This window comes from Pseudomonas sp. NPDC088444 (genome assembly GCF_044900175.1).
Lineage (GTDB): Bacteria > Pseudomonadota > Gammaproteobacteria > Pseudomonadales > Pseudomonadaceae > Aquipseudomonas.
This window is the reverse complement of the sequence record NZ_JBJDNK010000014.1, coordinates 23,461-44,675: the sequence shown is the minus strand read 5'-3', so window position 1 is coordinate 44,675 and position 21,215 is coordinate 23,461. Positions and strand designations below refer to the sequence as shown.

Sequence of the window (21,215 nt, the reverse complement as noted above, 5' to 3'; positions counted from 1 at the left end):
ATCAGCAATTCCCTGAATCGTAGTGGGCATCAAGAACCTTGATCGCGGCCTGCCACTCATCGGGCTCGACGCGAATGAAGTGGTTCTTCTCACGGGTTTCAAGGAAATCCACGCCTTTGCCCATCAGGGTGTCGAACAGGATCACGCGGGGTTTGGCATCTGTCAGCGCCATGGCCTGATCGAACGCAGCGATCACCGCCGCCAGATCGTTGCCATCGACACGTTGCACGTGCCAGCCGAAGGCCTGCCATTTGTCGGCAAGCGGTTCGAAATCGAGGATCTCATGGGAGTTGCCGTCGGCCTGCTGTTTATTGAGGTCAACCAGGGCAATCAGGTTGCCAAGCTTGTGGTGCGCCGCCGACATCGCCGCTTCCCAGGTCGATCCTTCGTCCAGCTCGCCGTCAGACATCGAGTTGAAGACCCACGCGGGGTTGCCTTTCATGCGCAGCCCCAGTGCCATGCCCACGCCAATCGGCAGGCCCTGGCCCAACGAACCACCGGAAATTTCCATGCCTGGCGTGTAGCTCGCCATGCCCGACATCGGCAAACGACTGTCGTCGGAGCCGTACGTCTCCAGTTCGCTTTCGGGGATGATTTGCGCTTCGATCAACGCAGCATAGAGAGCGATTGCGTAGTGCCCGTGAGACAGCAGAAAGCGGTCGCGGCCTTCCCATTCGGGATCATTGGGGTGCACGTTCATGGCGTGGCAGTAAGCGGTGGCCAGCACATCGGCCCAGCCCAATGCCTGCCCGACATACCCTTGCCCTTGAACTTCACCCATGCGCAGGGCAAAACGGCGAATACGCCAGGCATGATGGGCGACGCGCTGCAACGACGTCATGCCCGCATCGGCACGTGGAGAAATGGTTGTCATGCTTGAGTCCTGCTTATTTTTATCAAGAGGCGATACATGATCGAAAGCAGGCTAACGACTGATGTTTCGAATTCATCAAACGCCCTGCATTCAATCTGCAATCAAGCTACCATCGGCAAATAAACCCTTACAAAAGACATTTTTGCAGCAATGACTGAACAAAATTCACTAATTCAGCAGCTCCGCCGGGTACCGCTTTCATCGTTGCGGGTGTTCGAATCGGCGGGTCGCTCGGGGTCCTTCATTCAGGCGGCACAGGAGTTGGGGATCTCGGCGAGCGCGGTCAGTCATTCGATCCGCAAACTCGAAGAATCCATCGATATTCAACTGTTCGAGCGCACCACTCGCGAGGTCAACCTCACAGCGAAAGGCAGATTGTTGATGGAGCACGTGCAACGTGGGCTGGAGGAAATGCAGCGCGGGTTCGTCCTGGCCAAAACCGAGGAACCCCCGCCGCTACGCCTGCATACCGCACCGAGTTTCGGCATGCAATGGCTGATGCCGCGCCTGTCGCGCTTCGTCCAGGCCTACCCGAGCATCGATCTGCGCTTTTCAGCGAGCACCGATTACGCCCAGTTCGAAAACGACGATTTCGACCTCGACATCGTCTACGGCGAGCCTCGCTCCAGCCTGATCGAAAAAGTGCCGCTGGCGGTGGAGCACCTGACCCCGCTGTGCAGCCCTGATCTGGCCAAAAGCATTCGCACGCCACAGGATTTGTACGAACACCGGTTGATTCAGTGCGACGTGCAGATGCTGCAATGGAAAGGCTGGTTCGAGGCCAATCACCTGATGTCGCCCCACCATTACGCCCTGCGTTTCGACCGCAGCATCATGGCGATCGCCGCGGCCACCAGCGGCATGGGGGTGGTGCTGGAATCCACGCTGCTGGCCCAGACCGAACTGGAAAACGGTACGCTGGTGGCGCCGCTGAGAGCCGCGACCCATGACATTCAGTACATCGGTCATTACCTCGTCTACCCGAAACGGCGAACGCGGCATGAGGCGGCGGAGGTGTTCAAGAAGTGGCTGCTGGATGAGCTGGGGTTGCGGCCAACGAGTGTGACCGCACAGCCATAGCAAGGCCCTGTCTTGCGACAAGGCCTCGGGAGTTACACCCGCTTACTCCACCGACTCGATGCGATAGTCGTCATAGAAAAAGCGGTTCTTGTCCGTGCTGCCATGGAAGAAGTAGCCGTAATCGGACAGGTAGTAGTCGTGGGTCACACGCTCGTATTGGTCCAGCGCCATGCTGCACGACAGCGCCTTGGCCTTGCCACTGAGCGCCGGGTTGAGTTCGCTGGCGTTCAGCTCGCGCTCGACTTTGCACTGGGTGGTTTTGGCCTTGTCGCCATACGTGCCGACAATGCTGTTGAGCGTCTGCGTGGTGACGGTGTAACTCACGGTCTGGCCCACGGGCAGGTTGTTCCAGTCGCCACTGAAGCTCAACTGGCTCGTACTGCGGCTTTCGGCCATACCGCGCCCACCACCGAAGGTGGCCTTGGAGACCAGCGGAATCAAACCACGCCAGCTCACCGACTGACTCTCGTAGCCTTTGCCACGCGCCAGAATGCCCAACTGCCCGCTCGGAGCGTCGACACTGATGAACAGCTCCTCACCCGCCGTCCCCGGCTTGCCCTGGAAGTTCGACGTGCCCGTGCTGCGCAGGTATTTGAATGTCCGCTGCGGCGGCGGCAGGTTGAGCTGGCTGATCGCCGACAGCACAACCGGATTGACCGACTGCAAGGTAATGCTGACCGGCGCCTTGTGCCGAGGCTTGAACGGCTCCAGCCGCGCGATGGCGTCAGCGCTGCCACAGGCCAGGGCGAACACCGCCTGGTAATCGGCGTTGCTGCCCGAAACCGGTTGCGCGGTCGCGGCCTCGTCGACGCGGCCATCCGACACCCGGTTGCGTGCGTCCAGGTCGTACCCCGCCAGCAGTTTATAGCTGCCCGCTGCACAGTTCAGCGCGAACAACTCGCGTTTCTGCCCGTAGGGTGCGTTGTAGGGCATGTCATTGAGCACGGTCGGGTTGTCGAAAGCCGCCCACAGGCGCGTCTCACCGTTGACTGTCCGCACACTGTTGCGATCCAGCATGACCCAGTTGTTGCGGTCATCGGTCTTGACCATGCGCCAGTCAGGCTTTGCCACTTGGGCACAGGCCTGCACGAAGGTCGGGTTCGCGGCCAGCGCCTCATGCAGCTTCGTACTCAGCTCGCGCGCCGGGGTGTACAGCCGGGGCGCGCCGGGATAAACGCGCTGTGCGCCATCCAGATACAGCAGATAGAGACCGGGCGAGGAGCAATTCGCCTCGAACTGCGCCGACATGTTCACACCGTTGCGAGGGTTGGGGACCGGCACCTGAAAACTCAGCGCATCACCTTCACGCATGACGCTGTCGGAGACCAGCGGCTGGGCCAGCGTGCTTTGCAGGGTATTGTCCAGCGCGCTGTTGGGATTGGTTGCACAACCGGAAAGAACCAGTGCACTGACGACAAGCAAAAACGGGGGGATGAAACGCACAGGGGACCTCTTCGCATCCATTCATTGAAAAATGCGTGTCGGCCTGAAAAACAGAATCTTTAGCGCCAGGGTGCAACCGGGCGGCGGTCTTTCAGGTCGGGGCCAACAACCCAGCCAACATCGTGCAGAGCGGTGCCTATAATCAGGCGTACGGCCATACGGCAGCAACACGAACGCCTCCGTCACTCAGAAGTGAGCCCCATGATCGATTTGTCGCAACTGGTCGTCGCCATCGATACCCACCGTGAAGGCGCGGCGGTGACGATCCGCCCGCGCATCGAAAATCCCACGCCGTTGACCTTGCGCTATCGCATGACCGTTCGCCAGAACAGCGCGGCGGGCACCTCCAGCATCAATCAGCAGGGAGACTTGCAGACCGGCGCCACCGGGCCGTTCGTGCAACTGAGCATTCCACCCGAAGCGAAGTGCAACATTCATCTTGAGTTGTTTCAGGAGGGGACGCTGGTCAAGGCCGTCGATCAGCGTTGTGATGAGACGGCCAGCAACTAAAGCAGGGGCAACAGCGGGAGCAGGAGCAGCGGATGTGCTGTCCTTACGCCTTGGCAATCTCCGGCGTCAGCATCCATTCCGCGCTGTCGTTCCACACATCCATGCGGGTGATTTTGCCGTTGCGTACTTCAAAGCGATCCAGATAACGGTTGCCCGAAAAACTGCGCCCATCCGGCCATTCGCCGTACAGCGTGCCGTTGGAATACACCACGGTGTGGTCGCCACGGTCCATCCAGTCAAAATGACCCAACGCCTTTTTCACCCACGCGTAACGGGCACCGTTGAACGCGGTGATGGTCTGTGGATCGGGCATCGCACGGCCGCCCGTAAAGGTGATCTTCACGTCGTCGCTCATGAAGGTCGCCGCCCGGACCGGATCGGGTGCCATAGACGCCTCCAGAAAATTGCTAACAATCTGAACATCTTTATTCATCTCGGACACGGTCGTTCTTCCTCGTTCGCTGAAGGTTCGTAGAAGGCTCAATGCTTCCGCGTGGTGCAGCACGCATTGTTTTGGAGCGAAATAACGGGCCACCCTACGCGCGAACCGCGCATTCAGGGCTGCCATGGACTGGCATCCTACTTGCTAGCAATAATTTTACAAGTGCTAGCAATCAGGAGTGTCATCCATGCCCTTCCGGTTTCCAAACGTGCAACGCCTGCTGTTTCCCGTGGCAGCGGCTTTCTCCCTTCAACTGGCCATCGGCCCCGGCGCCCAGGCTGCCGAGCCACCGATCAAGGTCGGTCTGGTCGCGGCACTCTCGGGACAATCGGCCAAATCCGGTGAAGCCCTGACCCGAGGCCTGACCATGGCCATCAACGAAGTCAACGCCAAAGGCGGCGTGCTCGGGCGACCGCTTGAGCTGGTGCGTCGTGATGATGAAAGCAACCCGTCCAAAGGCATGCTCGCCGCCCGCGAATTGATTCAGCGGGAAAAAGTCACCGTGCTGTTCGGGGGACTCGACACCCCAGTGTCATTGGCCATCGTGCCACTGGCCAACCAGTTGAAAGTGCCGTTCATGGGCATTTGGGCAGCGGGCACCAAAATCACTGAAAACGGAGCCGCAGATAACTACGTGTTCCGCGTTTCGGCCGTGGACGAATTGGTGGACGAAGCGCTGGTGAAATACGGCGCGGCCCAGGGCATGAAGAAGCCCGGCATGATCCTGATCAACAACCCGTGGGGCGAATCCAACGAAGCGGGCTTCAAGCGCGCACTGGAAAAACGCGGGCTGGAAAACGCCGGTGTCGAGCGTATTCAGGACAGCGATCTGGACGTGGTCCCGCAACTGACCCGCCTGAAAAACGCAGGTGCCGATACCCTGTTGATGGTCGGCAACGTCGGCCCGTCGGCGCAGGTGGTCAAATCCCTCGACCGCATGGGCTGGGACGTGCCGGTGGTGTCGCACTGGGGACCGGCAGGTGGCCGCTTCGGTGAGTTGGCCGGCCCCAGTGCCTCGCGCGTGCACTTCATTCAGACCTACGTGTTCACCGACCACAACAACCCGAAAGGCGACGCCCTGCTCGCTTCGTTGAAAACCGCCTACCCGCAGATCAAGACCCTCGCTGACGTGACACCTGCCGTCGGCATCGCCAACGCCTACGACGCGCTGCACCTGAGCGCGCTGGCCATCGCCAAAGCGGGTAATACCGATGGAAAGGCCGTGCGCGACGGGTTCTACGGCATCACTGAATACGACGGTTTGATCAAAGATTACAAACAGCCCTTCACCGCGCAGAAGCACGACGCACTGGGGCCTGACGACTACGTGTTCACCCATTTCGTGGGCGATCAGATCGTACCGCTCAAGCCCTGAATCACGCCGTCTCTTCAATCGTCAAGGTTCATCAAGGATCACGCCAATGTTCACCGCCGCCATCGTCACCGGCCTCGGGCTGGGCAGCATGTACGCCCTGCTGGCCCTGGGGTTTCACCTGACCTATGTGGTTTCGCGCACGGTCAATTTCGCTCAGGGCAGCGCCATGATGGTCGGCGCGGTGCTGGGCTACACGCTGTGCATCACCTGGGGGCTGTCGCTGTGGTTGGCGTTGCCGCTGACACTGTTGCTCAACGCGGTTTACGGGTTGGCGATCGAGCGCTGGCTGGTGCGACCGTTTCACAGCCGTGGCTCGCAAGCATGGCTGCTGGCGACCGTGGCGGGCGGGATTCTGGTGGACAACCTGGCCCTGTTCACGTTTGGCAAGGAGCCACGTCAGTTCGAAAGCAGCCTGGTCAATCTGAAGGTTGAGTTGTTCGGCAACGGCATCGGCGCGCTGCAACTGCTGATTCCATTGGTGGGTGCGGCCATTGCGCTGGCCCTGTTTCTAATCCGTCGCTATACACGGCTGGGCAAGGTGCTGGAGGCCTGTGTGCAAAACCCCAAAGCCGCGATGCTCATGGGCATCAACGTCAACCGGGTGGTGGCCATCGCCTTCGCGTTGTCGACCGTGTTCGCGGCGGTCGCCGGTCTGCTGATCGCACCACTGTTCAGCGTGAATGCCGAGATGGGCATGCTGTTCGGCCTCAAGGCCTTTGCCGTGGCGATTCTCGGTGGCATTTCCAGCGCAGGCGGCGTGTTTGGCGCCGGGTTGCTGTTCGGCCTGACCGAAGCGTTGATCACCCTGTATTTCGGCTCGGCGTTTACCCAGATCTTCACCTTCGCCCTGGTGATTCTGGCCTTGGCGATCCGTCCCAACGGCCTGTTCGGTCGCGCTGCACTGGTGAAAGTATGAAAGACATGAAAACCCTGCTCGGCCCCGTTTCCATTGCAACGCTGGCGCTGGTCAGCATCGTCGCCGCCTTTGTACTCGACAGCTATTCGCTGCTGGTCTTCACCCTGTGCGCACTGGCCGCCGTGGTCGGTGTCGGCCTTAACGTGTTGATCGGTTTAAGCGGCCAGATTTCGTTCGGCCACATCGCGTTTTATGCCATCGGCGCCTACCTCTCGGCGCTGATGACCCTCGCCGGAACGCCGCTGTGGCTGGCCGTCCCGGTGGCCGGTATCGCGGCGGGCGGCATCGGTGCCTTGTTGGCGATCCCCGCCTTGCGAGTGACCGGGCCGTACCTGGCGATGATCACCATTGCCTTCTCGTTCGTGGTGCATCACAGCCTGATCGAGTGGCGCGACGTGACCGGCGGCTCCAATGGCCTGATGGGCATTCCGCTGCCGGAATTCGCCGGGCTTGACCCTTCGATTTTGCTGGCGTTGATCGCCACAGCGCTGATGATCGGTGCGCTGGCGTTTTACCAGCGCCTGCATCACAGCGGCTGGGGCAAGGCAATGCGCGCGGTGAAGGCCTCAGAAATCGCCGCACGCTCGCTGGGTTTCAACCCGGTGCTGAGCAAAACCCTGGCCTTCGCCCTCTCGGCACTGCTGACGGGCCTGGCCGGTGCGTTGCTGGCGCCGCTGCTGATGTTCATCAACCCGGAATCCTTTCCCTTTTCGCAATCGATTCTGTTCGTGCTGGCGGTGATCGTCGGCGGCAGCGGCACGCTGTTCGGGCCAGTGCTGGGTGCGTTGTTGATCGTACTGGTGCCTGAGTTGCTGTCGGACTTCGCGGAGTACCGTCTGCTGATTTTCTCGGTGTTGCTGCTGGTGGTCTTGTGGATCGCCCCCAATGGCTTGCTGGGTGCCCTCGCCCGTCGCTGGATCAAACCTGCGCTGCTGACGCCGCCCAGCCAGATCGATCACGCGCGGATCGCCAAGTACCTGAGCCAACGCACACACCGCGATGGCCTGCACATCCGCGACATCGGCATCCGCTTCGGTGGCGTGCAGGCGGCACAACACGTCAACTTGCACGCGCCGTCCGGCAGCATCACCAGCATCATCGGCCCCAACGGTGCCGGTAAAACCACAGTGCTGAACATGATCAGCGGGTTCTACAGCCCCGACAGCGGCCAGATCGAACTGGGCCAGCCATTGGCCGGTCTGCCCGCGTGGAAAACCGCTCGCGCCGGGATCGCACGCACCTACCAGACCACCCAGTTATTCGGCGAAATGTCGGTACTGGACAACGTCCTGGTGGCGATGCAACAGGGCCGACTGGGCGGCATCTTCCGTCTCTGCACGAGTGAGCAACGCAGCCTTGCCCTGAACCTGCTGGCGTTGGTGGGCTATCGCGGCGCAGTCAACATTCCCGCTGATGATTTGCCCCACGTCGACCGGCGTCTGGTGGAAATTGCCCGGGCATTGGCCACCGCTCCGTCCGTGTTGTTGCTGGACGAACCCGCTGCGGGCCTGAGCCGACGGGACACCGATGCGCTCGCGGTTCTGTTGCGGCGACTGGCGGCGTTCGGCCTGACCGTCATCCTCGTGGAACACGACATGGCGTTGGTGATGGCCGTTTCCGAACGCCTGCTGGTACTCGACGCGGGCAAGCCGATCACCGTGGGCACGCCTGCCGAGGTTCAGCAGGACGAGCGCGTCATCGCGGCGTATCTGGGCGGCACCGAGTATCAGGCCACACCTCGCGATCAAGCGTGGGACGGTAGCCACGATGCGCGCCTCTACGTGAAGGATCTGGTCATCGACTACGGCGCAGCGCCCGTGGTGAACAGGGTCAATCTGGTGGTGAATCCGGGGGAACTGGTGGCGATTCTCGGTGCCAACGGCGCAGGCAAATCGAGCATCCTGCAATGCCTGGCGGGCCTGCATCGCGCGTCGGGGGGCAGCGTATTGCTGGACAACGAAAGCATCGAGCAGGCCAGCGCCAGCAGCATCGCGGCGCAAGGCCTGGCGCTGGTGCCGGAAGGACGCCAGGTGTTCCCTTACCTGAGCGTGCGCGACAACCTGCTGCTGGGCAGCTATTCCCGTCGCGACGCAGTGGATGCGGATGCTGAAATCGACGCCATTCTGCGCCGCTTCCCGCGCCTGCGGGATCGCATCGACAGCCCAGCGGGCCTGCTGTCCGGTGGCGAACAACAGATGGTCGCGGTGGGGCGCGGGCTGATGGCGAAACCGAAAATCCTGCTGCTGGATGAACCGTCTCTGGGCCTCTCGCCGTCGATGATCGGCGAGCTGTACGACGCCCTCGCCGCCTTGCGCGACGAAGGCGTGACCCTGCTGCTGGTGGATCAGATGGCCAATCTTGCCCTGCAAGTCGCCGACCGCGCCTATGTGCTGGAAACCGGTCAGGTGATCAAATCCGGCAGCGCCGCCGAGTTGCGGGAAGACAGCGATCTGGCAGCGGCCTACCTCGGTGAAGGAGCCTGCGCATGAGTGCCCTGATCATCCGCAATGCCCGGATGGGTAACGGTGGTGCGTTGACGACGCTGCATGTCGAACACGGGCGCTTCGTCGAGGCGTTGAGTCGCAATGCCATCGTCAGCGAGACACTCGACCTCCAAGGCAAGCTGCTGCTCCCCGGCCTGATCGAAACCCACATTCATCTGGATAAGGCCTGCATCATGCAGCGCTGCCAGTTGCAGGCCGGAACGCTGGCCGAAGCGGTGCAGCAGACCCGCGCCGCCAAGGCGGAATTCACTGAAGACGACGTGTACCAACGGGGCGCGCGGGTGCTGGATAAAGCAATCCTGCAAGGCACCACTCACATGCGCACCCACGTTGAACTCGACCCGCAGATCGGCCTGATCGGTTTCAACGCCATTCGCCGTTTGCAGGCCGACTACGCGTGGGCGATCACTCTCGATATTTGCGTGTTTCCCCAAGAGGGTTTGCTCAACAATCCCGGCACCGAGGCGCTGTTGCGCCACGGGCTGGAGAACGGCGCGACGGTGCTGGGCGGTTGCCCCTACACCGACAGCGATCCATTGGGGCAGATTGATCGACTGTTCGAACTGGCCGTCGACTACGACTGCGATCTGGACCTGCATCTGGATTTCGACCTCAACCCACAAGGCATGACCGTGGACCACGTGGTGCGGTGCACCGAACGCTACCGTTGGGCTGGCCGCGTGACCATCGGCCATGTGACCAAACTGTCGGCTTTGCCGATGGAGACGTTGATAGCGCTGGGAATTCGACTGGCCGAAGCGGGCGTGCAGGTGACTTGCCTGCCGAGCACCGACCTGTTTCTGACCGGGCGCGAGCACTTCCACAACAAACCTCGCGGGCTGGCGCCGCTGGCGCATTTGCACGCATGCGGGGTGACCTGCTCGCTGTCGACCAACAACCTCGGTAACCCGTTCACGCCCTATGGCGATGCGTCGCTGGTGCGTCAGGCCAATCTGTTCGCCAATGTCAGCCAGCTCGGCACGACCGCGGAACTGTTGCAATGCCTGGGCTGGGTTTCTCACGAATCAGCGCGCATGTTGCGCCTGCCCAACTACGGCCTGACGCCCGGCTGCCACGCCGATTTCATCGTTTTCGACGCCCCCTCACCCGCCGCCGTCATCGCCGAAATCAGCACGCCGTTGATGGGTTACAAACGGGGGAAGCGGACGTTTGATAGGCCGGTCGGCAGGTTGTTGTGCCCTGATTGATCTTTTCAACCTGGCAAACGATGAAACCTTGTGGGAGTGAACTTGCTCACGATAACGGTGCGTCAGTCACGTTCAATGCGTCGGTTTAAACGCGTTCGTGAGCAAGCTCACTCCCACACACTGGGCATCGAACGCATCAATCACTCAACGCCTGCCTGAGATTGAATTCCGCGGGCGCCTCGGCCTCCAGCGCCAACTGCCCTTCCAGTTCGTCCAGGTGCTCGATCATCACTGCCACGGCCTTCTCATGATCACCCTCCTCCAGCGCGGTGATGATCTGCTGGTGCTCATCCGACGCACAGGACGGCACGTCGTTGCGCTGGTACAAGGCGACGATCAGCGAGCTTCGCACCATCAGGTTGCCAAGGATGTCGCTCAGGACGGTATTCCCGCAAATCGCGCCGAGCATCAGGTGAAACTCGCTCAACTCGCGGACGATGGCCCGACGATCCGTGTCATTGGTCGCCTTGCGCTCGTTATTCATATGGGTGGCGATGCGCTGACGTTGCTTGCGCATGATCGCCGGGGTGATGGACTCGACGATCGCCCGCTCGATGGCCCGACGTGCGCTGAAAATATCCCGCGCTTCCTTGGCCGTCGGCTGCGACACCATGGCCCCGCGGTTGGCTTCGATGGTGACCACCTTCTGCAACGCCAGACGCTGCAACGCGGCCTGCACATGATTGCGGTTGGCACTCAGGGTCTCGACGATCTGCGCTTCGATCAAACGCGTGCCCGGCGGCAGGCGATGCTGCGCAATGGCCTTGTACAACGCATCGACGATACGTTGCACCTCCTGCTGTTTGGCGGTGACAGTGCTCAAGCCCATCCGGTCCTCGTTCTCGCAATCAATCGTTCACTGCCCGTGCAGCAAGGTCTGGCGGGCAACGGGCGGCATTATCCGCCAGCGCCCGAGACACGGCAAACCCGACGTGAAGCGTTTCAGTCACGCAGCCCCAACCCCAGGCCTTCGCCACGGGGATCGTGCATCGCGTGCAGAAAACCGTCGCGGTCCACGCTGATCACCCCGGCATGCCCGGTCATCGGGCTTAGCGATGGAATCATTTCCACTTCGTGGCCCAAATCAGCCAGTCCCACTGCAGTTTCAGGGCTGATGTCGCCTTCCAGCTTCAGGTTGTCAGTGCTGTCGAAAAAGCTGCGCCCCAATAGGAAACGCGGCATGCGCAGCGCCCGGTCGACGGGTTGACGGTAATCGATCAACTGGCTGGCCAGCACCATCTGGGTTTGCGGCTGACCATCGCCGCCCTGGGTGCCGAAAAAGAAACGGCGACCGTCGTCGGCCAGGTAGCAGGAAGGGTTGAGTGTGTGGGCCGGACGCTTGCCCGGCGCCCAGCCGTTGACGTGCGCAGGATCGGCGTTGAAACCGGCAGCGCGGTTCTGCCACAGCACCCCGGTGTCGCCCAGAATGCAGCCCGAGCCGAAGTCGTGAAACAGGCTCTGAATCAGGCACGCCGTGCGCCCTTCAGTATCGGTGGCGGCCATCCAGATGGTGTCGGCGGGTCGCCCCGGCTCGTTCCACGGTGCAGCGCGTTCATCATCGATGTGCGCGGCGTAACCTGCGAGGGCCTCGGGTGACAGGCTCGCAGCAAAATCCCAATCGGCACGGGCCGGATCGCACAGCTCGGCGTTGCGTCGCAACAGGCCCTGCTTGATGGCCTCGACCAGTCGGTGATAGTACGCCGCGCTGCCATTCTCGATGCCGTCGAACGGCTTGTGCTGCAACGCCCCCAAGGCCTGCAACGTATAGAGGCCCTGACTTGGCGGCGCGACGTTGAATAAGCGGCCCTCCCGATAACGCACGGAAATCGGCGCCACCTCTGGCGCTTGCGTGACGCGCAAGTCCGCCGTGCTCAAACCACAACCCAAACGCACGAAAGCTTCGCCAAAGGCACTCGCCAGTTCACCCTGATAAAAGTCCTCCACGCCATGGCGCGCCAGGTGGCGAAGCGTGTTGGCCAGCTCCGGCTGACGCAGCACATCGCCCTCGCGCATCCAGCGTCCGTCGACTCGGCACAAGCGGTACACGTCCGGCAACTGCTCGATCAACGGCTGACGCAAGGTCTGCCAGAACAACTGCGACTGCGAAACCGTCACACCTGCATCGGCCACCTGCGCTGCGTCGCTCAACAGATCCGCCCAGCCGAATCGCGAACCCCACTGGTGCCGACTGATGTTCGCTGCTGTTTGCCAACTGGCCAAGGCGCCCGCAGTGCTAGCCACCGAACTCGGCCCGCGCACGCCAATGCTCCCTGCTTCAGGCAAGCGCATTCCCGCCTGCCCGATCCCCACGATGGTGCGTACTTCGCGCTCATGGATCATCCAGAGGGCATCGCCGCCCAGGCCCGTCATGTGCGGGAATACAGCACTCAGCATCGCACTGGCCGCCAGCATCGCATCGATCGCCGTTCCGCCCGCCTCCAGAATCCGCAGCCCGGCGGCACTGGCTTCGGTGTGAGGAGTGGTGATGACGGCGCGGCAGGACGTGGCGATCATGATTAGAGGTTCCTCTTTATATTGCTAGCCAAATAAAAATTATTAGCTAGCAAAGCAAGAGCTATGCCTAACCCGTTTGCGATAACCCACCGTTATCTATGGGTCGCAAATACTCATTGGTTCGACCTGACCACGCCCGCCATAGTGGGGCCATAACAACAAGTCAGCCATCGAGGCCCTTTCCATGCCCCGCTCTCCTTCTCGCACCGCTGCGTGCAGACCATGAACCTCGACCGTCGCGATCCGCGGGCCATCGAGGTGATCGACGCTCATCACCATTGTTGGGACTTGTCCCAAGGCAATTACCCCTGGTTGCAACAGGGCTATCTGGGCGAGCGTTTTTTTCTCGGGGCCTATGCACAGCTGCGACGTAATTATCTGCCTGACGATTATCGCGCCGACACCGAGGGTTATCGAATCGTCGGCACGGTGCACATCGAGGCCGAGCGCGCTCGGACACAACAAGTGGACGAAACCCGCTGGCTGCATCAGTTACGGTTGAGCAGTGGCCTGCCATCGGTGCTGGTCCCTCATGTCTCGTTTCTTCAGCCCGATCTGCTGGATGTGCTGATCGCGCACACCGCCTTTGCCGAGGTGCGCGGCATTCGCTCCAAGCCGGTGACGGCAGCCGATCCGGCGGGTTCGGTAAAAGGCCAATCCGGCTCGCTGCAGGACCCGGCCTGGCTTGACGGGCTGGCGAAGCTGGAGCGGTTTGGCTTGTCTTGGGATTTGCGTGTGCCGTTCTGGCACCTGCAGGAAGCCGCTGAAGTGGCGAAGCTGTTTCCCGGCATCGCGATCATGCTCAACCACACCGGCCTGCCACTGGATCGGTCCCCTTCAGGGCTGGCCCTGTGGCGCAAGGGCATGGAGGCACTGGCGGACGCGCCCAACGTTTACGTCAAGCTGTCGGAGTTGGGCCTGCGCGGCGGGCGCTGGGACCCGATTTCCAATGCTCAGGTATTGCGCGAGGCGGTGTCGATCTTCGGCACGGAGCGCGCAGTGTTCGCCAGCAACCTGCCGGTGTCCGGACTGAGCGCCTCATTCGACACATTGTTCAACGGGGTACTGGCCGCCGTGAACGATCTGGACCAAACCGCCGTCGACGCCATTTTCGCCCACAACGCGCGCCGCTTTTATCGGATGTGACACCCCTCGCTCGCGGGATGCGAGCTTTCGACGCCCAATAACGCCAACAATAAAGGTCAAGACATGAACACCACACAAAGCGCGTCCCCCACCGTGGGGACGGTGGCCGGTGCTGCCACCTACGAAGACAGGCTGTTTCGCAAAATCGCCTGGCGCCTGCTGCCGATCCTGATGCTCGGTTATCTGGCAGCGTCGATCGATCGGGTCAATGTCGGTTTCGCCAAACTGCACATGGCTCAGGAGCTGGGCTTCAGCGATGCGGTATACGGGTTCGGCGCCGGGGTGTTCTTTCTCGGCTATTTCTTCTTCGAAGTCCCCAGCAGCGTGATTCTGCACAAGGTCGGCGCGAGACTGTGGATCGCCCGGATCATGGCGACCTGGGGCATCATTTCAGCACTGACCATGTTCGTCAGTTCGCCGTGGCAATTCTATGTCGTGCGGTTTCTATTGGGGGTCGCCGAAGCGGGCTTCATCCCCGGCGTCATTTATTACCTGACCCTCTGGTTCCCGGCCCAGCGCCGTGGCCGGATCATGGGCGTCTTCTACATCGCGCTGGCGCTGGCCGGGTTCATCGGCGGGCCGGTGTCCGGCCTGATCCTGCAAACCATGCAAGGTGTCTGGGGCCTGGCCGCGTGGAAATGGCTGTTCATCATCGAAGCCATTCCCACCGTGCTGATCGCCGGGCTGGTGCTGACCAAGCTGGACAACAACGTGCAATCGGCCAAATGGCTCGACCCGCAAGAACGGCAGCACGTGCAAGGCCTCATCGATGCCGAGTCCGGTCAGAAGAGCCACATGCCACTGCGGGTACTGTTCGCTAACAGGCACGTGCAGGTGCTGAGCCTGATTTTCTTCTGCGACATCTTCGCGATGTACGGTCTGGGCTTCTGGATGCCGACGCTGATCAGCAACATGGGCGTGCACAACGACCTGACCATCGGCCTGATGTCCGCGTTGCCGAGTATTTTTGCCGTGATCAGCATGGTGCTGGTCAGCCGCAGTTCCGATCGCACGGGCGAGCGCCGCCTGCATCTGGTGCTGCTCTATGCGCTGGGTGCCATCGGCCTGGCGCTGTCGATCATTTGGCAGAAGGACCCGGTACTGGGCATTCTGGCGCTGTGCATCGCCAACATGGGCATTCTCGCCACCCCGGCGTTGTTCTGGAACCTGCCCACCGCGATGCTGGGCGGCGCTGCGGCAGCGGCGGGGATTGCGCTGATCAATTCATTCGCCAACCTGGCCGGTTTTCTCGGACCGTATCTGGTGGGCTATGCCAAGCAGTTGAGTGGCAATACGGAGTCGGCGGTGTGGTTGATGGTGATTGTGTTGGTGGTGGGTGGGGCGTTGATTTTGACGGTGCCTGCGAAACTGGTGAATAAAGCCCCGGCACTGTGACGGGGCCGAAAAAGCTAACGTAGGCTCCAGGCACAATACGTGTGAGCAGGCTCCACAGTGATCGGGGCGGATCCATTCCATTCCTTTTGTTTGACACCGCACTTGTGGGAGCCGCCTTGGTGGCGAAGGCGGTGGGTCAGGCAACGCACTGATAACGCACCAGACGCTTTCGCCAGCAAGCCGGCTCCCACAGGGTTGCACAAATTCAACATTCGCTTCTGCTTCTGCTTCTGCTCTTGCTTCTGCCCTTCATACACAAATAGCCCAGACACCGCCGGACGCGACTTGGGTGCTGGCTGAGCGCAGGTGTCGTGGAGTGGGTTGAGCCGCAGGGATGCGGCGAGAGCGAGGTGGCCATGGATGGCCATCCCTCGCGTGCCCACGGAGCGGCGCCGGAGTGAGGGGACCCGGCGCAGCCGGGCCAAACCAGGAGCAATGGTTTTTGGTGACTTTTTCCCGAAAGAAAAAGTTACCCGCTGTAAAAGCGGAAAGGTGATTAAGCGTCACCTACGCCAATGGATATGCCCCCCATGCAAGGACCAAGTTTTTGTCAGCCTGCACCCAAGTCGCATTCGGCGGTGTTTGGGCTATTTGTGTATGAAGAGCAGAAGCAAGAGCCAAGCACCAAGCGCCGACTAGAACAACCCCATCTGCCCACCAATCAACGTACCGAAATCATCGTCGACAAAGGGCAAAATCGCATCCGCAATGGGCTGTAATTGCCGGGTGATGTAGTGGTCGTAATCGATCTGCGCGCTGCGGCATTCCAGCGGTTCGGGGCCCGCTACGGTGATGACGTAGCTGATCCAGCCCCGGTTCTGGTATTGCAGCGGGCGGCCCTGCTGGCGGTTGTGATCGTCGGCGATGCGAGCCGCGCGCACATGGGGCGGGACGTTGCGCTCGTAGTCGTCCAGCGCCCGGCGCAGGCGCTTGCGGTAGACCAACTGGTCGTCCATCTCCCCGGCCAACGTCTTGCGCACGTAATCGCGCACGTAATCCTGATAGGGGCGGCGCTGGAAGATGCGCTGATACAACTCCTTCTGAAACACCTGGGCCAGCGGCGACCAGTCGGTGCGCACGCTTTCAAGGCCCTTGTAGACCATTTCGTCCTCGCCGTTGGCGCGGGTGACCAACCCCGCATAACGCTTCTTGCTGCCCTCCTCCGCACCACGAATGGTCGGCATCAGGAAACGTTTGAAGTGGGTCTCGAATTGCAACTCCAGCGCGCTTTCCAGACGGTATGTGTCACGCAAGTGCTCGCGCCACCAGTCGTTGACGCCCTTGACCAACGCTTTGCCAATCTGCGCCGCTTCGTCCTGGCCGTGGGGTCGTTTCAGCCAGACAAAGGTGGAATCGGTGTCGCCGTAAATCACCTCGTACCCTTGTGCTTCGATGAGTTGGCGGGTCTGGCGCATGATCTGATGCCCGCGCATCGTGATCGACGATGCCAGCCGGGTATCGAAGAAGCGGCAACCACTGGAACCCAGCACGCCGTAAAACGCGTTCATGATGATTTTCAACGCCTGCGACAACGGCGCGTTGCGTTCACGCTTGGCCGCTTCGCGCCCTTCGGCCACCCGCGCGACGATGGACGGCAGGCAATGCCGGGTCCGGGAGAAACGACCGCCGCGAAAGCCTTCCACCGAATCGCGGTCGTCGGGGTGCTTCAGGCCCTCGATCAAACCCACCGGATCAATGAGAAAGCTGCGAATGATCGAGGGATACAGGCTCTTGTAATCCAGCACCAGGACCGACTCGTATAAACCAGGCCGCGAGTCCATGACGAACCCACCGGGGCTTGCCTCCGGCATCCGCTCGCCCAGATTCGGCGCAACAAAACCCTGGCGATGCATCAGCGGCATGTACAAATGCTCGAACGCGGCCACCGAACCGCCGCTGCGATCGGCGGGCAGGCCGGTGACCGTCGCGCGCTCCAGAAGAAAGGTCAGCAGTTCGGTCTTCTCGAAAATCCGCGTGACCAGCTCGCAATCCTTGAGGTTGTAGCGCGCCAGCGAGGGTTTGTCCTCGGCGAACATGCGATTGATTTCGTCCATGCGCTGGTAAGGGTTGTCGATGGACTTGCCCTCGCCCAACAGGGTTTGCGCGACATTTTCCAGACTGAAGGAGGGAAAGCTCCAGGTCGCCGAACGCAAGGCCTCGATGCCATCGATGATCAAACGCCCTGCTGCCGAAGCGAAGAAATGGTTATTACGCGCCCCATGCTCGCGCCAGCCCATGGCCTCGCCATCGCGCCCCAGACGCAAGGGCACGTTGAGGCGTCGAGAATGCTCGTGCAGCACCCGCAAATCGAACTGCACGAGGTTCCAGCCGATGATCGCGTCAGGGTCATGCTGGGCCATCCAGTCGTTGAGGCGTTCCAGCAACGCTGCGCGGCTGTCGCAATAGTCGAACGAGAAATCTACCTTCGATGCATCGCCGTTAGGCGGGCCGAGCATGTACACCTGACGCTCGCCACAGCCTTCCAGAGCGATGGAATACAGCTCGCCGCGCTCGGTGGTTTCGATGTCCAGCGAGACCAGTTTCAATCGAGGGCGGTAATCAGGCGCAGGCTTCAAGTGCGCGTTGAGCCAGACCCCGCTGGCATCGGGCTGGCCGCTGAACTGCACGGGTGCGGTGATGAAGCGCTCCATGAGATAGCGCTCGGGCGGCCGCACGTCAGCCTCGTAGACATCGACGCTGGCCTTGCGCAGCTCTCGCTCCAGATTCATCAATTGCCGGTGCTGTCGGGTGTACAGCCCCAACACCGGCCGATGGCGGAAGTCACACAATTGCAGGGGCCTGAGCTCGACATGGCTCTCCTGACGCAACACCGCTTCGGCACGCTCGCGATGTAACGCCGGAATGAACGCCGTCGACGTCTGAAGCGGCAGGCGGACATGCCGCGGGCCGTCATCGGTGGCCAACCAGAAGTCGACCTCCGTGCCCGCGTCCGTGTCACGCCAATGCCGGGTCAGGACAAAGCCCTGCTGTACATCCACTGCTGCCGCCTCGAAAACTCAATCACCGAGGCGTGATTCTACGGGGATCGGCTCAGGAAAGCCCGCTATGTGCCTGAGCCGGGTCACTCGCCACTCGGTTGCACCATCAACTCGGGCCGCACACGACGGTCATACTCCTGCGCCGTCATGTAGCCCAGCGCCACCGCCGCCGCTTTGGGAGACAGCCCCTCATCGGCGGCCTTGCGGGTGATTTGTGCGACCCGGTCATAGCCCAGCACCGGGTTGAGCACCGTGGCCATGAGCAAGGCGTTTTCCACGTTCTGCGCGAGCTGGCGGCGATTGACCTCAAGCCCCTTGATCAGCTTCTCGGTGAAGATGCCGACGCAATGGGCCAACACGCCAATGGACTGCAGCAGGTTGTGAATCAGCACCGGTTTGGCGACGTTCAGCTCAAACGTGCTGGACGCCCCGGCGATGGTGATGGTCGTGTGATTGCCCATGACCTGCATCGCCGCCTGTACCAACACTTCGGCGAGGGTCGGATTGCGCTTGCCGGGCATGATCGATGAGGTCAGGCCATCGTCCGGCAGCAGCAATTCGCCCAAACCGCAACGAGGGCCGGAGCCCAGCAGGCGGATGTCGTTGCCAATCTTGCTCAGCGACACCGCCAGCACGTTGAGTGCACCCGACACCTCGACCAGCGCATCGTGGGTGCCCATGCCTTCGAACTTGCTCGGGTTGGGCGTAAACGGCTCGCCCGTGACGCGACTCAGCTCTTCACAGAACGCCTGATCGAACCCTTTCGGCGCATTGAGGCCCGATCCCACCGCCGTTCCACCCTGGGGCAGCACTCGCAGGCGAGGCAGACAGGCTTCGATGCGCCCGATGCCGTGGCCGATTTGCCGCGCGAAGGCATCGAACGCCTGCCCTTGGGTCATCGGCACTGCGTCCATCATGTGGGTGCGACCGATCTTCAGGACCTGCGCCCACGCCTCTGCTTTCTCAGCCAATGCCTCGTGCAACCCGGTTAGCGCGGGCAGCAGCCGGTCGCGCAGTTGCAACGTCGCCGCGACATGCATCACGGTGGGAAAGCTGTCATTGGACGACTGCGAACGGTTGACGTGGTCATTGGGATGCACCGGGTGCTTGCTCCCTAACTCGCTCCCCAACGCAAGGTTGGCCAGGTTAGCGATCACTTCGTTGGCGTTCATGTTGGTTTGGGTACCAGAGCCGGTCTGCCAGACCGTCAGCGGAAAATGCGCGTCGAACGCTCCTTCACTAACCTGCACGGCGGCCTGCTCGATGGCCAGAGCAAGCTCATTGGGCAGCGTGCCGAGGCGCTTGTTGGCTCGCGCTGCCGCCAGCTTTTGCAGACCAAAGGCGTGAATCAGCCCCGGTGTGAAACGCTCGCCGTGATCACCGAAGACCTCCAGCGCCCGTTGCGTCTGCGCCCCCCAATAACGCTCGGCGGGAATCTGCACCGGACCGAATGCATCGTGTTCCACACGCACGTCTCTCATAGCGCGGCCCCCGGCGCACGGCCCAACTCGCGGCGGTATTCTTCGCGGGCGGTCTGCTCGGAGAACTCCCCTGCCCACTTGGCGACCACCACGGTGGCGACGCTGTTACCAATGGTGTTGCAGGTGGCGATGGCCATCGACATGAAGCGATACACACCGAACAGCAAGGCCAAGCCCTCAGCGGGCAACACGCCCACCGCTGTCACGGTCGCGGCGAACACCACGAAGCTGCCGCCCGACACCGCCGCTGCGCCCTTGGACGTCACCAGCATGATGGCGATGATCCCCAGTTGATGCTCCCAACTCAGCGGCACGCCGTAGGCATTGGCGATGAACAGCACGCACAGGGACATATAAATAGACGTGCCATCCAGGTTGAATGCATAACCGGTGGGCAGTACCAGGCCAACGCTCTGTTTGGAGCAGCCGAATTTCTCCAGCTTTTGCAGCAGACGTGGCAACGCGCTTTCAGAGGACGCGGTTCCCAATACGATGAAAATCTCGTCCTTGATGTAGCTCAGGAAACGCCACAGGCTGAAACCCGCCAGACGGCAGACGATGCCCAGCACCACAAAGATGAAGAAGAACACCGCGACGTAGAACATCAGCACCAGATTGGCCAGTGACATCAGTACCGCCGTACCGTTACTGCCCACTGCGTAGGCCACCGAGCCGAATGCCCCCAGCGGGGCGAACTTCATGATCAGGTTGATGAACTCGAAGAAGCATTCAGAGATGCGACTCAGGCCCTCTTCGATCACGGCACGTCGCTCAGGCTTGAGGGCCAGCAGCGCGAAACCGAACAGCACGGAAATCACCAACACCTGCAACAACTGACCACCGGCAAAGGCGCCGACGAAGTTGTCGGGAAAGATGCCGTAGATAAAGTCCATCGTCGAGGCCGGGCCATGCCCTTTGGCGACGGCAGCACTGGCCGCGGCGGCTGTGGCGCTGCTCGGATGAGCGTCGTGCATGCTCGAACCGATCTGCAGCACATTGCCCCAGATCAGACCGATGGCCAGAGCCACCGTGGACAGCACTTCGAAGTAGATCAAGGCGCGCAGGCCAACCTTGCCGACGCGCTTGATATCGCCTGCCGAGGCGATGCCGTGGACCACCGTGAAGAACACCAGCGGCGCTACGGCAGTCTTGATCAGTTTGAGAAAGATATCGCCCAGGACCTTGAAGCTGGCCGCTGTTTCAGGGGCGATGAAGCCAAAGGCGATCCCGAGGAACATGGCCGCGACCACCTGAAAGGTCAGGTCGCGGTAAAACGGTTTTTTACCGGTAGAAGACATGTGTGCGCTCTCGTTGTTTTTATGAGGCAG

Annotated in this window: 16 protein-coding genes; 8 read left to right on the top strand and 8 right to left on the bottom strand. The window is 61.4% G+C overall.

Annotated elements, in window-relative coordinates; translation table 11 throughout:
* Nucleotide 1: 1 nt before the first annotated feature.
* The gene (locus ACI2KB_RS24245) at nt 2-874 is read right to left on the bottom strand and encodes a transketolase (RefSeq protein ID WP_404638762.1); all 873 of its coding nucleotides are present in this window, start codon (nt 872-874) and stop codon (nt 2-4) included.
* A gap of 150 nt (nt 875-1,024) precedes the next feature.
* Here ACI2KB_RS24245 and ACI2KB_RS24240 point away from each other — a divergent pair, with 150 nt between their 5' ends.
* Nucleotides 1,025-1,954: a LysR substrate-binding domain-containing protein gene (locus ACI2KB_RS24240; RefSeq protein ID WP_404638760.1), complete on the top strand. Its 930-nt coding sequence runs from the start codon at nt 1,025-1,027 to the stop codon at nt 1,952-1,954.
* Between the two features lie 42 nt (nt 1,955-1,996).
* Here ACI2KB_RS24240 and ACI2KB_RS24235 read toward each other — a convergent pair whose 3' ends face one another.
* Nucleotides 1,997-3,397 carry a hypothetical protein gene (locus ACI2KB_RS24235; RefSeq protein ID WP_404638758.1) on the bottom strand — a complete coding sequence of 467 codons (1,401 nt, stop codon included), beginning with the start codon at nt 3,395-3,397 and terminating at the stop codon, nt 1,997-1,999.
* 201 nt (nt 3,398-3,598) lie between these two features.
* Here ACI2KB_RS24235 and csgH point away from each other — a divergent pair, with 201 nt between their 5' ends.
* Complete coding sequence (gene csgH, locus ACI2KB_RS24230) at nt 3,599-3,907, top strand: curli-like amyloid fiber formation chaperone CsgH (protein ID WP_404638756.1); 309 nt, start codon at nt 3,599-3,601, stop codon at nt 3,905-3,907.
* Between the two features lie 43 nt (nt 3,908-3,950).
* Here csgH and ACI2KB_RS24225 read toward each other — a convergent pair whose 3' ends face one another.
* Entirely contained in the window at nt 3,951-4,475 is a 525-nt protein-coding gene (locus ACI2KB_RS24225) for a nuclear transport factor 2 family protein (RefSeq protein WP_404638754.1), read from the bottom strand.
* 61 nt (nt 4,476-4,536) lie between these two features.
* Between ACI2KB_RS24225 and ACI2KB_RS24220 the strand changes: the two genes are divergently transcribed.
* From ACI2KB_RS24220 to ACI2KB_RS24205, 4 genes are read left to right on the top strand one after another with little or no spacing between them, the layout of a single operon-like run.
* On the top strand, nt 4,537-5,724 hold the full coding sequence (locus ACI2KB_RS24220) for an ABC transporter substrate-binding protein (RefSeq protein ID WP_404638752.1): 1,188 nt from the start codon (nt 4,537-4,539) through the stop codon (nt 5,722-5,724).
* A gap of 46 nt (nt 5,725-5,770) precedes the next feature.
* The gene (locus tag ACI2KB_RS24215; protein WP_404638750.1) at nt 5,771-6,640 is read left to right on the top strand and encodes a branched-chain amino acid ABC transporter permease; all 870 of its coding nucleotides are present in this window, start codon (nt 5,771-5,773) and stop codon (nt 6,638-6,640) included.
* Nucleotides 6,637-9,129, top strand: a complete 2,493-nt coding sequence (locus ACI2KB_RS24210; protein WP_404638748.1) for an ATP-binding cassette domain-containing protein — start codon at nt 6,637-6,639, stop codon at nt 9,127-9,129. Before ACI2KB_RS24215 ends, ACI2KB_RS24210 begins: the two co-directional genes overlap by 4 nt.
* Nucleotides 9,126-10,352, top strand: a complete 1,227-nt coding sequence (locus tag ACI2KB_RS24205; protein ID WP_404638746.1) for an amidohydrolase family protein — start codon at nt 9,126-9,128, stop codon at nt 10,350-10,352. The genes ACI2KB_RS24210 and ACI2KB_RS24205 overlap by 4 nt, the downstream gene beginning before the upstream one ends.
* Nucleotides 10,353-10,488: 136 nt before the next feature.
* On the opposite strand, the gene ACI2KB_RS24200 is transcribed toward ACI2KB_RS24205, so the two are convergent.
* Complete coding sequence (locus ACI2KB_RS24200) at nt 10,489-11,181, bottom strand: GntR family transcriptional regulator (protein WP_404638744.1); 693 nt, start codon at nt 11,179-11,181, stop codon at nt 10,489-10,491.
* A gap of 113 nt (nt 11,182-11,294) precedes the next feature.
* Nucleotides 11,295-12,866, bottom strand: coding sequence for a gamma-glutamyltransferase family protein (locus tag ACI2KB_RS24195; RefSeq protein ID WP_404638742.1), 1,572 nt, complete (start codon nt 12,864-12,866; stop codon nt 11,295-11,297).
* Nucleotides 12,867-13,088: 222 nt separating this feature from the next.
* On the opposite strand from ACI2KB_RS24195, the gene ACI2KB_RS24190 reads away from it, so the two are divergent.
* Nucleotides 13,089-14,012, top strand: a complete 924-nt coding sequence (locus ACI2KB_RS24190; protein WP_404638740.1) for an amidohydrolase family protein — start codon at nt 13,089-13,091, stop codon at nt 14,010-14,012.
* 63 nt (nt 14,013-14,075) lie between these two features.
* Complete coding sequence (locus ACI2KB_RS24185) at nt 14,076-15,407, top strand: MFS transporter (RefSeq protein WP_404638738.1); 1,332 nt, start codon at nt 14,076-14,078, stop codon at nt 15,405-15,407.
* A 635-nt stretch (nt 15,408-16,042) separates the two neighbouring features.
* Here the strand turns inward: ACI2KB_RS24185 and ACI2KB_RS24180 are convergent.
* From ACI2KB_RS24180 to ACI2KB_RS24170, 3 genes are all read right to left on the bottom strand, one after another.
* The gene (locus tag ACI2KB_RS24180; protein WP_404638736.1) at nt 16,043-18,406 is read right to left on the bottom strand and encodes a DNA polymerase II; all 2,364 of its coding nucleotides are present in this window, start codon (nt 18,404-18,406) and stop codon (nt 16,043-16,045) included.
* An 83-nt stretch (nt 18,407-18,489) separates the two neighbouring features.
* Nucleotides 18,490-19,887 carry a class II fumarate hydratase gene (locus ACI2KB_RS24175; RefSeq protein WP_404638734.1) on the bottom strand — a complete coding sequence of 466 codons (1,398 nt, stop codon included), beginning with the start codon at nt 19,885-19,887 and terminating at the stop codon, nt 18,490-18,492.
* Entirely contained in the window at nt 19,884-21,185 is a 1,302-nt protein-coding gene (locus ACI2KB_RS24170; protein ID WP_404638732.1) for a cation:dicarboxylate symporter family transporter, read from the bottom strand. The genes ACI2KB_RS24175 and ACI2KB_RS24170 overlap by 4 nt, the downstream gene beginning before the upstream one ends.
* Nucleotides 21,186-21,215: the final 30 nt, after the last annotated feature.